This window comes from Chlorogloeopsis sp. ULAP01 (assembly GCF_030381805.1).
In the GTDB taxonomy this organism is placed as follows: Bacteria; Cyanobacteriota; Cyanobacteriia; order Cyanobacteriales; family Nostocaceae; genus Chlorogloeopsis.
Genome location: NZ_JAUDRH010000003.1, coordinates 47,128 through 59,845, shown reverse-complemented (window position 1 = coordinate 59,845; position 12,718 = coordinate 47,128). Strand labels below are relative to the sequence as shown.

At 41.3% G+C, this 12,718-nt stretch carries 12 protein-coding genes; 7 read left to right on the top strand and 5 right to left on the bottom strand.

Features of this window, described 5'->3' with window-relative positions; translation table 11 throughout:
• Positions 1-950: 950 nt before the first annotated feature.
• The 7 genes from QUB80_RS06515 to QUB80_RS06485 all read left to right on the top strand — a co-directional run bounded on the left by QUB80_RS06515 (position 951) and on the right by QUB80_RS06485 (position 7,626).
• Positions 951-1,445 (top strand): DUF1269 domain-containing protein, encoded by a 495-nt coding sequence (locus QUB80_RS06515; RefSeq protein ID WP_289788695.1) that lies wholly within the window; start codon positions 951-953, stop codon positions 1,443-1,445.
• A gap of 243 nt (positions 1,446-1,688) precedes the next feature.
• Complete coding sequence (gene arcA / locus QUB80_RS06510) at positions 1,689-2,954, top strand: arginine deiminase (RefSeq protein ID WP_289788694.1); 1,266 nt, start codon at positions 1,689-1,691, stop codon at positions 2,952-2,954.
• Between the two features lie 149 nt (positions 2,955-3,103).
• Positions 3,104-3,907, top strand: a complete 804-nt coding sequence (locus QUB80_RS06505; protein WP_289788693.1) for a cyanophycinase — start codon at positions 3,104-3,106, stop codon at positions 3,905-3,907.
• A 51-nt stretch (positions 3,908-3,958) separates the two neighbouring features.
• Complete coding sequence (locus tag QUB80_RS06500; protein ID WP_289788692.1) at positions 3,959-5,035, top strand: AOC03_06830 family ribosome hibernation factor; 1,077 nt, start codon at positions 3,959-3,961, stop codon at positions 5,033-5,035.
• Positions 5,036-5,131: 96 nt separating this feature from the next.
• Positions 5,132-5,728, top strand: coding sequence for a hypothetical protein (locus QUB80_RS06495; protein WP_289788691.1), 597 nt, complete (start codon positions 5,132-5,134; stop codon positions 5,726-5,728).
• An 86-nt stretch (positions 5,729-5,814) separates the two neighbouring features.
• The gene (locus QUB80_RS06490; RefSeq protein ID WP_289788690.1) at positions 5,815-6,921 is read left to right on the top strand and encodes a M14 family metallopeptidase; all 1,107 of its coding nucleotides are present in this window, start codon (positions 5,815-5,817) and stop codon (positions 6,919-6,921) included.
• A 147-nt stretch (positions 6,922-7,068) separates the two neighbouring features.
• Positions 7,069-7,626 carry an HdeD family acid-resistance protein gene (locus QUB80_RS06485; RefSeq protein ID WP_289788689.1) on the top strand — a complete coding sequence of 186 codons (558 nt, stop codon included), beginning with the start codon at positions 7,069-7,071 and terminating at the stop codon, positions 7,624-7,626.
• 149 nt (positions 7,627-7,775) lie between these two features.
• On the opposite strand, the gene QUB80_RS06480 is transcribed toward QUB80_RS06485, so the two are convergent.
• The 5 genes from QUB80_RS06480 to QUB80_RS06460 all read right to left on the bottom strand — a co-directional run bounded on the left by QUB80_RS06480 (position 7,776) and on the right by QUB80_RS06460 (position 12,422).
• Positions 7,776-8,201 (bottom strand): KTSC domain-containing protein, encoded by a 426-nt coding sequence (locus QUB80_RS06480; protein WP_289788688.1) that lies wholly within the window; start codon positions 8,199-8,201, stop codon positions 7,776-7,778.
• 263 nt (positions 8,202-8,464) lie between these two features.
• Positions 8,465-8,881 (bottom strand): secondary thiamine-phosphate synthase enzyme YjbQ, encoded by a 417-nt coding sequence (locus QUB80_RS06475; protein ID WP_289788687.1) that lies wholly within the window; start codon positions 8,879-8,881, stop codon positions 8,465-8,467.
• Positions 8,882-8,983: 102 nt separating this feature from the next.
• Positions 8,984-10,015 carry a fatty acid desaturase family protein gene (locus QUB80_RS06470; RefSeq protein ID WP_289788686.1) on the bottom strand — a complete coding sequence of 344 codons (1,032 nt, stop codon included), beginning with the start codon at positions 10,013-10,015 and terminating at the stop codon, positions 8,984-8,986.
• Between the two features lie 629 nt (positions 10,016-10,644).
• A complete protein-coding gene (locus QUB80_RS06465; protein ID WP_502875284.1) occupies positions 10,645-11,250 on the bottom strand; it encodes an exopolysaccharide biosynthesis protein in 606 nt (201 codons plus the stop codon).
• Positions 11,251-11,501: 251 nt separating this feature from the next.
• Positions 11,502-12,422: a lipid kinase gene (locus tag QUB80_RS06460; protein ID WP_289788684.1), complete on the bottom strand. Its 921-nt coding sequence runs from the start codon at positions 12,420-12,422 to the stop codon at positions 11,502-11,504.
• Positions 12,423-12,718 lie beyond the last annotated feature (296 nt).

Here is a 12,718-nt window from a genome sequence, read left to right as displayed (position 1 = left end):
AATATTTGAAAGTCCCCAATGCCTATATGCTTAAAATCATGAATAAAGTTTTTTCTCAGTCAAAACTACTACTATAACCAGATGAAATTCACTTGATTAATAGCAAGACAAGATAATAATATCTCCATAGACTCTGTCTGATTTTGAGGTAGAGTTTATCAAGGTTTTTCACAATGAGTACTTTTGTAGCTGAAGACGATTAATCGACTGATGCATAGCGCTCATAAGCTTTCTGTACCCATTATTTATCGATGCGATCGCAGATAGGTTAGCAGGGTTATCTCTGGTTATTTAATGGACTTACAATCTAATCAATCCTGTTAGACTTTTTGATTCCAAATCTCAAGAGAATTGAAAAGTAATTTAGTAAATTCTTGAGCGCTTTCGATTACTACCGAAGTAACTAATAGCTGTGTTAAAAGCAGCAGAGATGAGCATTGCAGATGTCATCGATAAGTGCCTTGCTCCAAAAATGCAGAAATATTAGATTAGGAAGGATAAAAATCTCCTTTCATATCATCTTCATATCTTTTTCTTATCTTTTTGTTCTAATCTAAAGAACGAATCATCTCAGTAGCTTTTATCTTCCGCTCTGTTCAGTGACGATGCTTCTAAAAGCAACGGTCTTGAAGTAGCACTTAATGTTTGAAACCAAACCTGACAAAAGCTACATGAGCATGATTATACTTCTGCACAGGTTATGGTAAGGCTCGCCAAATAAGTGTGAAAAGAGCTTTAACAGGACTTCGACAATTGTTTTTCGGTCGAAAGAATATTTAAGCAACTTCACCAAATAGGATTTGCCTGAGCAATCACTAAACCGTTTGACCACTTTACCCTGCCTGATGAAATGGAGTCATCAGATCCGCAGCTAGCCAATTTGAAAAGATGAGGAGCCAAATTAGCTAGTTGGGAAGATTCTCAAAGAAAAATTAAACTAGGGGGATAATATGTCAACGTTAACCGTTTGGAAATTCAATACTGCTGATGGCGCAGATCATGCTTTAAACAAGCTAGAAGACTTACAAAAACAGCAATTAATTCAAGTTTTAGATGCCGCAATTGTATCCTGGCCACGAGGACGGCAACGCCCTAAAACCTATCAGGCAATGAATACTGTAGGAGCTGGCGCACTAGGTGGTGCATTCTGGGGACTATTGTTTGGTCTCATCTTTTTCGCTCCATTGTTAGGGGTAATAGTGGGTGCTACAGCAGGCGCAATTTCAGGACGATTAACTGACTACGGAATCAATGACAATTTCATTAAGGATCTACAAAGCAAAGTCACAGAAGGAACATCCGCCCTATTCTTGTTAACAGGTCAAGTCACATTAGACAAAGTAGAAGCGGCTTTCGCCCCAGACGAAAAGGGTGAATTACTTCAATCAAATCTATCCACCGAGCAAGAGGCAAAACTGCGGGAAGACTTTGGCGCAGAGATGTAGAGAAGTAACTTAAACACCTCGTAAATACTATTAAGCATAGAAATTAAGCCGTGTAACTTCTCCTCTATATATCTGCAACTTCTGCCTTGACCTATCAAACCACTCTGGAATCAGCCCTCAATTGCCTGTTAAAACTTGTAGAGTGACTAAACGCACCAAACAACTGTTTCCAGGTACTGCTGTGGGCTGCCAGTGGTGGTATCAGCGACGGGTCAAATACCATCTAAACGATTGGAGGTTATTATGACTAGCGCCAAGGATACCAAGGCCGTTACCTACGGGGTACACTCAGAAGTTGGCAAATTGCGAAAAGTTATGGTGTGTTCACCAGGCTTGGCACACGCTCGTTTGACACCTACTAACTGTGATGATCTGCTATTTGACGATGTCCTATGGGTGGATCAAGCCAAGCGAGATCATGCTGACTTCGTTTTAAAAATGCGCGATCGCGGTGTCGAAGTCGTCGAAATGCACGAACTATTGGCGCAAACCCTTGATGTTCCAGAAGCGAAAAAATGGATCTTAGATCAACAAATCGTACCTAATGAAGTCGGGCTGGGATTGATTGATGATGTTCGGGCATTCTTAGAAAGCTTGAGTTCGAGGCAACTAGCTGAATATCTGATCGGTGGGCTTGCCGCTGTTGATATCCCTCAAGAGTTTGGTAGCGACTTACTGAAGATGGCTCAACAAGCAGTTGGCATTACCGGATACCTACTACCGCCACTACCCAACACCTTATATACCCGTGATACTACTTGCTGGGTTTACAATGGTGTCACACTCAATCCACTCTACTGGCCTGCTCGGCACGAAGAAACTGTCCTAACAACAGCGATATATAAGTTTCACCCCAGTTTTGCCCAGGCAAACTTTGCTATCTGGTGGGGCGATCCAGAAGTCAACCACGGTTGTGCCACCCTTGAAGGGGGTGATGTCATGCCCATTGGTAATGGTATTGTACTGATCGGCATGAGTGAGCGCACTTCGCGCCAAGCCATTACTCAACTGGCGGCGTCTTTATTTGCCAAGCAAGGTGCAAAACGGGTGATTGTTGCCGCAATGCCCAAACTTCGGTCAGCAATGCACCTGGATACAGTCTTCACCTTTTGCGATCGGGATGTAGTAACTTTATTTCCCGAAATCATGGATCAAATTGTGACATTTTCCCTGTGGCCTAGTGACAAACCTCCTGGATATGATTTGATGCAAGAATCAAAACCATTTGTCGATGTCGTCGCTTCATCCTTAGGTTTGAAAAAGCTGCGCGTAATTGAGACAGGAGGTAATGCCTATGCAAGACAGCGTCAACAGTGGGATAGCGGCAACAATGTTGTCTGTATTGAACCAGGCGTGGTTGTTGCCTATGATCGCAATACTTTTACAAATACAGCCTTACGCAAGGAAGGAATAGAAGTGATTACCATTATTGGTGCTGAACTGGGACGCGGACGGGGTGGTGGTCATTGCATGACCTGCCCGTTAATTCGGGATGGAGTCGATTTCTAAGAGGATAATTTAATGTTCAATTAAAGTGATGTTGGTACCTCTCAAAAGTAACTTAGCAGTGCTAACCTCAAGAACTTTGTTGGATTGAGGAGCGTTTAGTCTACATAAATGCTGCAAAGGCAGAGATTATATTAGGTGGGAGAGTCACTATGAATAGTGAGCAAAAGCGTGGCGCTCTAGTCATTATTGGCGGAGCAGAAGATCGGCAGGGCGATTGCGTAGTTCTACGGGAATTTGTTCGAGCGGCGGGTGGAGTGAAAGCACACATTGCGGTGATGACGGCAGCTACCAGTTTACCTAGAGAAGTTGGGGATGATTACATCCGCGTGTTTGAGCGCTTAGGAGCAGAGTCGGTACAGGTAGTACATACCGAACACCGAGAAGATTCCGAACGAGAATACTCTATCCGTACAGTTGAACAGGCAACCGGTATCTTCTTTACGGGGGGTGACCAATTACGTATTGTAGACTTTATCAAGGGAACACCACTAGACAAGGTAATTCACAAGCGTCATGAGGAAGGAGCAGTGGTTGGCGGTACCAGTGCGGGAGCTGCCATGATGCCTGATGAAATGATTGTGGGCGGTGTATCTGTATCCAATCCCAGTGTTAATGCAGTTAATATAGGCCCTGGTATGGGATTTTTACCAGGAATTTTAGTAGATCAACACTTCGCTCAACGAGGTCGCCTTGGTCGCCTACTGGCAGCCCTGGTACTGCAACCTGCGGTGCTTGGTTTAGGCATCGATGAAGATACAGCTATTATTGTCAGCGGCGATGAATTTGAAGTGGTTGGGCAGGGAGCCGTAACGGTTGTTGATGAAACCACTTCTACTCACAACAACCTGCAAGGATTATTAAAAGATGAACCCATCGCACTTTGTGGAGTTAAGTTGCACGTTTTGCCCCACGGCTATCGCTTTAACATGAAAACACACCTACCACTGATGTAAAAGACAAATGGAAAGTGGTATTCAAACCCATTGGGTTAGTAGGAAATATTCATGATTACTCGCCAGGATCTCAATCAATTGCAATCCTTAACTAAGGTGCCTGCCCTTTCTATTTTATTGCCGACTCATCGGACATGGCCCGACAACAAACAAGATCCCATCCGGGTCAAAAATCTGGTAGATGAGGCAAAGAATCGACTTCGTGCAGAATTTTCTGATCGCGAGTTAGAACCGCTACTGAAGCGACTGGAATCACTCGTGAGCGAAATTGATTACCCCTACACGCTGGATGGATTAGCACTGTATATCAGCCACGACTTTGCTAAACTTTACTATCTGCCGTTTCCGGTACCCGCCCGCGTTGTGATTGATCAAACTTTTGCAACACGAGATTTAGTGTATGGTATGCATAGGGCGCTGCGCTATTGGGTGCTGTTATTGAGCCAAGCATCTACTCGCTTATTAGCTGGAACAGGTGAGACTGTTGAAGAAGTTAACGACCAAAACTTTCCGATGCCAATGACAGGGCCAGGAGCAACAACTGCTCTTCCCTATGATGCTGATTCTAGCTATGTAGATGACCGACATCGCCGATTTTTTCAGCAGGTAGACAGTGTATTTACCTCTTATACCAAAGATGATGAACTGCCATTAGTTGTGGGAGGTGTGGATCGGCAGATATCTTTCTTTCAGGAAGTTACGCAACATACATCATCAATTGCAGGCACCCTGATCGGCAATTTTGACAAAGCAACGATTCCCGAACTGGCTCCTCAAGTATGGTCAATCATCCAAACTGTGAGAGAGGCTCAACAAACCAATGCCTTGCAAGAATTGAATTATGCAGTGGGTGCTCAAAAGGTCGTCTCAGCGATCGAGGAAGTCTGGCAATTAGCGCAACAAGGGCGAGGGAAACTGCTGTTGATTGAAAAAAACTATCATGTTCCCGCGATCGCTACTGAAGACGGCAGGCTGGAATTGGTGGAAAGCTCAGGCGGCACAGAGGTAATGGATGATGCCGTGGATGAAATTATTGAAGTAGTGTTGGCTAAGGGGGGAAAGGTTGCAATTGTTAATGATGATGCACTATCCGATCATCAACACATTGCATTAATTTTGCGGTACTGAGATCCTTGCTGTAGTTGGTTGAGTAGATACTCAATAATTGAACGAACGCACCAATTATTCAGTAACTCTCCAAACCAAAATGATATGTCATGAATCATGAACTTCTTAATCGGTTTAACAAACAAAACAGATGAAGATAGGGTTTTTAGAGAACTATACAAAATCGATGACTCTACCAATCTTTACATGATTGAGATTGCCCTGGATCAGTACACAGATATTTTCAACGAATGGGATCCTGCTCCCTTTAAACATCGAGAGCTTGATCCTGAACTGCGCCTCTATCTGGAGGAAAGTTCCAACGAAATTCCATCCAAATATCCCATTGAATTGTGTTTCACCGTTCCAGTGGCAATGCAAAATGAGCAAATAGAAGATGATTTGCGGGATAGTTTAAAAAATAGTTTTATTTACAAACGATTCTTTCTGAGAAAGGAAGTAGAGAAGACCAATAAACAGATGCTTTTGTTAGTCGTGGTTGGTTTTGTGTGTCTATGGGTAGCAAATACTATTTCTACAGAAGCAGATTTGCAATCTATCCTACTTGAAGGACTGGCAATCAGTGGATGGGTTTTTATCTGGGAAGCAGTTTCTTTGTTCTTTTTCACAAATCGTGAATTGTATCACCGTTACAAGACCTATAAAAGATTGCAAAACGCACCTGTGATTTTCCGAGAAGCAAAACAATCTTAGTGGTTAAGACCTGAGTTTGAATAGTTTCACTGCCAACAAGTATGGGCTGATGAGCGTCATTTACGACGACCAAAGGAGCTTTCAAAATGCTTTCTCACAATGATACTTACGAAATGGGGATGCATCTGAGGACAATCTTCACGGGTGACCAAATTCAAGGCGCACCAGTCATCAGTCAGCTAGATGTCAATGACCTCGAACCTGGCAAAAAGTACCGCTTTTTTTTCCAAGGTGTGCAGATGGGTACTGGTCAGCACTGGTATGTCCCCGTTGTTGTTGCAAAGGGTGCTCAAGATGGCAAACGCATCTCGCTCACCGCAGGTGTGCATGGTGATGAGTTGAGTCCGGTAAACGCAGTGCAGCGCATTATGGGCAATCTTGATCCAGCGAAGATGTCGGGTACAGCGATCGCCGTTTATGATCTCTCCCGCCCAGCCAAGGAATATACACAGCGCCAGTGGCCAGTTGCACAGAAAGGCGGCTCAGTGGTTGACCTTAATCGCGTTTGGCCGGGCGATGAAATGGGAAATGACGCACCGTCACGTCACGCTGGCATTCTCTGGAATCGACTATTCAAGCACAATGTCGATATTGCGCTCGACTATCATACAGCATCAACAGGCGGCGATTTCACAATGTTCATCTTTGCTGACTTTCGCAAAGCAGAGATTCGACAAATTGCTGAACTGTTTCCAATTGAGCAAATTAAGAACGATGCTGGTGAGAGTGGCTCCCTCGAAATGGCTTTTGTCGAGGCTGGTATCCCAGTAATAACTATCGAGGTCGGTGCTCCACGAATCTTTGATGCCCGGAAAATTGCGATGGCTGTCGAAGGCAGCATGAATGTACTTAAGCACTACAAAGTCATTAATGGCCCCATAGATCGCACATCCAAAGAAGCCGGAACATTCTTCGGTGATATGTTTGAAACTATTCGTTCGACAACCGGCGGTTACCTTGAATTGCTGGTGGATCTAAATGACAAGGTGACGCCAGGACAGAAAGTCGCAATTCAGCGCGATTCTTTTGGTGACGTTGTTGCTGAGTATACAGTGAGTGTAATTGGTAAAGTTGCAACGATCGCGAGGGACGCACTTAGCGAACCAGGCTCGCGAGTGATGCAGATTCTGTACAACAGCACAGAGCTGAATTTCAAAACAGGCACTACTCACCAACCTGGAGATGACTATTGATTCTTTTGAGATAATTCAATCCGCACACTATTTATCTCTTTCTATTAATCAATAAACAAAGATGGATGCAATCAATTTTTTCCAGAAAAGAGGATAAACAAATACAAACTTTCGATAAAAACCATTTCATTAACAAAGGTGAGTGATATGACTGCTGATTTTCAATCTGATGTAGATATCCGAAAATCTATCGGTTGGGTAATCGCCCTTAGCATTGCTCTAATTATTCTTGGCATACTGGCGATTTTCATGCCAGGTATTGCATCGGCTTTTTTTACCTCTGTGATTGGTTGGATTGCCCTGATCAGTGGCGTTGTGATGATTGTTCAGTCATTTCAGTCAAAACCAGTAAGAGGATTTTGGCTAAATCTGATTGTGGGTATTTTCTATGCCATTGCAGGTATTTACATTCTGTTTAATGTGGGAGCCGCACTGCTGGCGTTGACCTTTGCCTTTGGCATTCTGTTCATTGTTGAAGGTATTTTTACTATCATCATGGCATTTACTAATCGGGCAGGTCACAGAATGTCTTGGCTAGTAGCATTAAATGGAGTCATTACTTTGATTCTGGGCATAATGGTGCTAAATCGATTTCCCTTCAGTGCTATCTGGCTGATTGGTTTATATGTTGGTCTTAGTCTGCTCATGAGCGGCATCTCTTTGTTAGCTGCTGGGTTAGCTGCTCGGCGGGCAGTTGCTAGTTAAAATTTCATACGTTGTCACACTTTTAGGTTAAAGGTGAAGTTTTTTGAGAAATGGCCAATAATTGAGTAAAAATAAAGAAAAGGCTAATTACTAATGTCTGTTCACCATTAGCAATTAGCCAGAGCACCAGGAACGCTTACAAGAGGTAATTAACAGTCATGGTCAAAATCTATACGGTCATACTGATATTTACCTCTAAATTTTTCATTGAAAAATTTACCAGCTGAACTAGCCTCATGTAAATCCTGACAAGTCTTTTTGTCTACTTCGGTGTACTGATACACCGCCTGATGACGAAATTCAACTTGTAAAATTTTATTACGACCCTCATACTCAATAGCATTTGCCATTGGTGATTTAACCGGAAGCATGGTAACTGAATTTGGGAATGAGGGTTTTGCTTTTGCTTGAGCTACTATTTCATTTAAATATTGCAGTCCTTCAAAAGCCTCAACTGGCAAGGAAATTTCTAAAAACTCTAGCTCCTTACCACCCAGATCTAGCAATAACTGTAAATTTCCTTGAGTATGAGCGATCGCGACAACATTGCTTAAGTCCAGCTTAGATAGCTTCATCGGTTGCTCTCCTGTAGACAAAAGAGGTGCAATTTACAAAATCGGAGCAGTAATTTCTGGTGCCAAAGTTGATTGATTGCTACAGTACATATGTACTATATAAATTATAAAAAGTCAAGCACTACAGAGAAAAAATTTAAACAATGTAAAAGGGACTGGGTATCGGGGATGGGGGAGCGAGAAGAGGACACGGGGACAAGGTGACGCGGAGACACGGAGAATCAATCAGCACGTTCTTGCCCCTGTTCCCTAGTCCCCAGTCCCTAATCCCCATATACGGTGACTACGATTTGGCGCTGGCGGGGTTTGATGTCACATTCGAGGTGAAAGATTTGCTGCCAAGTACCCGAAATTAATTTACTATCTCGAATGGGAACGGTAATTTCTGGCCCTAACCAGGTAGCCTGCAAGTGTGAATGTCCGTTACCGTCGTGCCAAGTTTGCTCATGTCCGTATTCCCGATTGGGGGGAATTAACTTGTTGAGAAGTTGTGGTAAGTCTCTTTGCAGTCCCGGTTCAAATTCAATTGTACCAATTGCTGCTGTACTACCAATATTAAACACATTCACCATCCCAGCCTTGACGCCAGATTTTTTAATAATTTGATTGACTTTATCAGTCAAATCGTGCATTTCACCGTGGCCTTTAGTAGAAATTGTGATTTGCTCTTGATAAACCATATTGCTTATTGATTTCATTGATGACGTTGTTACCAAAATAGTGCCATTTGCTTACTCTGGAGCAAAAGAGCAAAGACAACTGGTATACCAAGCGCGATCGCATCAAACTAAAATCATCTGATGACGGCATGTTGGCTCAGATTGGTTAATATCGCCAATTAATGAGGGATGACGGCTAAACCAATAGGTAGATTGAAGGTAACCCGGTTCCATTTGCATGAGGGGAAGTCCACGCTTTTGCAATATGCTTTGAATTCGCTCATATGCTTCTGGAAGTCGGTTAAAGGGAATATTAGGAAAAGCATGATGAACAGCATGATAGTTCAAACCACCCATCAACCATCCAATTAAGGAACTGGTTTTGAGATTACGACAAGCATAGAGCTGTGTCAGTTGATGACTGGTAAACTTGCCCCAAAGTCCGTAGTGTTCTAAGTGGTCGCGTGTCTGTCCGATCATTCCCATAATGCGTTCTAAAATTAACCAAAACAATAAGTAATGCAGCAGTTCTCCTTGCAAAATAACTATAGTCAGCAAAACACCGTTGACGATCAGCATACCTGTTAAATCAAGCAGCATTTGTCGGCGGATGCGAGGTACTAACTTCTGAAAACGCACAGCCTTAGTAAAAGTTTTCACAATCATCCCAAATCCGCTCAGTAAGAAAATATCCCAAATCCACTGATAGCAAACATACCACTGCAAGAGGGGGTGAGCTTGCTGGTATTCTTGCCAAGTCCACTGTACTCGCTCTGGATCTCGCAGATCAATTCCATTCCAGCTATGATGCAAACGGTGCAGTTCTGAATAGAGACTGTAAGGCCAAAGCATTGGCCAGGTTATCAACCGAGACATTACAGAATCAAACCACGTCCAACCTGTCAAGGTTCGATGAATCATATCATGGGTGCAGATGAACCAGAAAGCATAAAAAACTCCAGCCAGTGCTGTTACACTCACAAACAGAATTGTGTTCGATACTGACCAAGCTAATGTCACCAAGCTAAAGAAGATTAAACCAATTACACTGAAGCGTAGTAGTCCTGCCCAAGCATTCACTCGGTGTAAATCTGCGGTGACTTGCTGTAACTCTTGGGAGAGACTAGTCGTCGAAGTCATGGTGCGATCGCCCATAACCCACCTCACCTGAATTTGTAACCTAAGTTACTTTTAGCTTAACTCTTGAAATTAATATTGCTATGTTGCGATTCTAAAATGATTTATAAACAAAAGTATTTAATCGCTAATTGCTAATACTTGATTACCTAATGACAATTAGCTATTAACTGTTAGCAACTTCTCAATCGTATTTTTGACTTTAGTAGTGAGAATAGGTATAAATTCCCAGAAAAATTGGGAATTATGATGAATAAAATTATCCGGATACAGTCGTCAGAATCAAGGATAAAGAAATGGTAGATACACCCGAATTTGTAGCCTTCAGCCTCTGGCTGGGGGCTTTATTATAACATATTAAAATTTTAAATTCTCTCTATCTTTGTAGAGATGAAAATTTTTCTTTTCTAATTAAATATTTCCGGATGCTCAAATTAGGATTGCGGATACATAAATGGTAGATGCACCCTAATCGCTGCCCTCAGTTTTTAGCTGGGGGTTTTTCCTGTAAATATAAAAACTACTAAGTAAAATTTTTTATATTAATGTGTTTGAAGAGAACTAGTTAGAATTGCCAACTCAAATAATTCTATTGCTTATATTTTAAGCTTTAAGGTAATCTCAGCAAGAATTATGTAACTTAGTAACTATCGAAATATTGCTGGTAGCCAACTAGGAGCGTACCACAATAAATAACCAATCAGTGCAAATACTAATGTTGTTAATATTGTAAATATGTAACCAAAACACATCAGTAAACCATCAGATTCTATTGTTGCTACAGCTAGCAGTAAAATACCGATAGTAGGGATGGGATTGGTCAAAGGAACTGGTGAAATTAATAATACAGCTAACCAAGAAATACAAAACCCGTTAAAACGCCAAACTAAAGGTTTTTCAGCTATTCGCATTAAACGGGGACGAGTAATTTTTTCTAATATTTTGGTAACACGTTGCAAATTTTGCAGGAGAATTTTTGCAAAAGGACGAGAAAATTTATACTGAGAAATTTTTTTTGGTAGCCAAGGCGATCGCCTTCCTAACATCATTTGCATTGATAATAACAAGCAAGCGCCACCAAAAGGGCCTGTTAATCCTGGTGGCATGGGAAACAAAAAGGGTAAAACTAATAATGCAATCACTAAGCTAAAACCCCGCTCGGAGGTTTCTGCCAAAATATCTCCTATGCTCAAAGGTTTCTCGGCTAGACGTTGTAGCAATAACTTAATATCTTGTGAAAATCTCAAGTGTATTTGACGTGAAGGAACTTTAGTAGTCACAATATCCTTATATTACTAACTAAAATAAATTTAATTTGATTATTAATCAAAAAGGAACTCCATGCTTTTTTCAGAAGAACTCAGAACCCACAATAGATATAAGAATTTTGTATTATTTATGGCAGCTTAAACCTTGGGTAGAGTAATTCTGTATGCTGAGTACTTTTATTTCTAAAATATCAGATTTTGATTTGTTTAAGCTAAATTTTGGCTAATATTCAGGATTAAACACCAGCAACTTTTGGACTTGTATTTGTTTTGACTATATTTGATTTGAGTGGAACAAATACTGCCAAAGCCTGAGGAACAACACGGAAATTAGCAGGTGTGTAAGTTGTAATTTCACCATCGGTATTAATAGGACGTGGTTTACGGGTATAGACTTTAATTTCTTGCCCGTGAAGGGCGCGAACATTAGACTGATGAATATGCTGTCCTTGTCGCATTGCAGGTAACAAAAGAATTATTTCCCACCAGTGCTTAATCTCTAAACTGTATAAATCCAATCTTTGATCATCGATAGCAGCATCAGGAGCTACCGCCATTCCACCACCATAATATCGACCGTTTCCAACAGCAATTTGTACTGTTTTCACACGCATTGATTTGCCATTCATATCAATCTCTGCACTAAAAGGTCGAGATTCAAAAATTACTTGTAACGCTGTAAAAGCATAGGCAAATACTCCCCAACGACGCTTAACTTCTTTAGTTAATCGTTGTGTTATTTTTACACTTAATCCTAAACTGGCAACATTGAAAAAGTGTTTACCGTTTACACATCCCAAATCAATGCGTCTTAACTCTCCCTGAGCGATCGCTTTGCTAGCTTCGGGTAGGGAGTTGGGTATTCCTAAAGTTCTTGCCAAATCATTGGCAGTTCCTAAAGGCAAGATTCCCAAAGGTAAATGAGTTTCTATCAATGTATCTACTGCCGCATTGAGGCTACCATCTCCACCACCAATAATTACCAAGTCAACTTGATGTTGGTACCTGCGAATCACTAGTGAAAAATCTTCAGGTTTTTCTGCGGATGCAGCGATAATCTCGAAGCCTTGCTGCACAAGACAACTGATCGCTTCTGGCAAACGCCTTTGCCCTTGGCGAGATTGACAGTTTACTAATAGCAGTGCACGCTGACTCATGGGCATTACTCTTCATTGATTATACTGAAAATTGGTAGTATAACACCTACAATTCATGAAAGTTTTCTTTCAATATGCATAGATTTAATTATAAATTTTGGAATTAATTCAGTTTTTATAAGCTTATTATACCGATTTATATATTTTTTAATATGTTGTTTTGTTTTGCTTTCTATTGCTAGCTATAATAATGTTTTTATCTCAAAGTAATTAAATTACTGAGAGTATAATAATGAATGCAAAATATCTAATTAAAATATATTTATTGATTCTAGCATTAGAATATCAATTAAAAA